The sequence below is a fragment of the Vibrio sp. 1249-1 genome (assembly GCF_033340495.1).
Genome location: NZ_JAWOWJ010000644.1, coordinates 1 through 658, shown reverse-complemented (window position 1 = coordinate 658; position 658 = coordinate 1). Strand labels below are relative to the sequence as shown.

Sequence of the window (658 nt, the reverse complement as noted above, 5' to 3'; positions counted from 1 at the left end):
ATCGACGAGGCCACCACCAACCCACGCGCCGATGATGGTCGCGATGACGCTGCTAGCGGCCGTGGCGCCCGCCCAGGCCGCGCTCTTTGTATGAGACAGGACGAACCATGGAAGCGCGAGGGCCGCCACCGCGTTGCCGATCCGGAAGAGAAAGGTCGCCGCGAACAGCGTCGCGAGCGGGCTATATCGACGTTCGCTCATTCCGCTGCGGCGAGCTGCGCCTTCGCCGCAGCGAGGTACTCTTCGTTACCCGAGTCGAGGGCGAAGAGTGCGTAGGTGACCGCCCCGAACGCAAGGCGCTCCGCGATGTGGTGGGCGAGCCGCGGCCACACCCGGCCACCGGCCGCTTCATACGTGAGGAGGAGCTTCGCGAGCCCCTCTTCACCAAAGACCATAAGGTGCGCGGCCATGTCGATGGCAGGGTCATCAACGCGGGCCTCGCTCCAGTCGATCATCCCGCTGACGCGCTCCGTGTTGTCGATGAGCACATGGCCCACGTAGAGATCGCCATGCACCACCACGGAGAAATCTGGCCACGACGAATCGTCGTCGAGCCAGCGCTGCCACCGGTGGAGGCGCTTGTCGTTCACCACGAACTCGCGTCGGACGCGGTCAACGTCGTCGGCCACCTTCTGACGGGCCTGCGTCGGTGTACGGA

Annotated in this window: 1 protein-coding gene and 1 pseudogene; both read right to left on the bottom strand. The window is 66.1% G+C overall.

Going from position 1 to position 658, the window contains the following annotated elements; translation table 11 throughout:
- A pseudogene (locus R7Z50_RS28125) lies at positions 1–201 on the bottom strand (MFS transporter); the annotation flags it as partial.
- The coding region (locus R7Z50_RS28120) for a phosphotransferase (RefSeq protein WP_017896695.1) at positions 198–658 on the bottom strand (461 nt) is incomplete at its 5' end. The pseudogene R7Z50_RS28125 and the gene R7Z50_RS28120, both read right to left, overlap by 4 nt.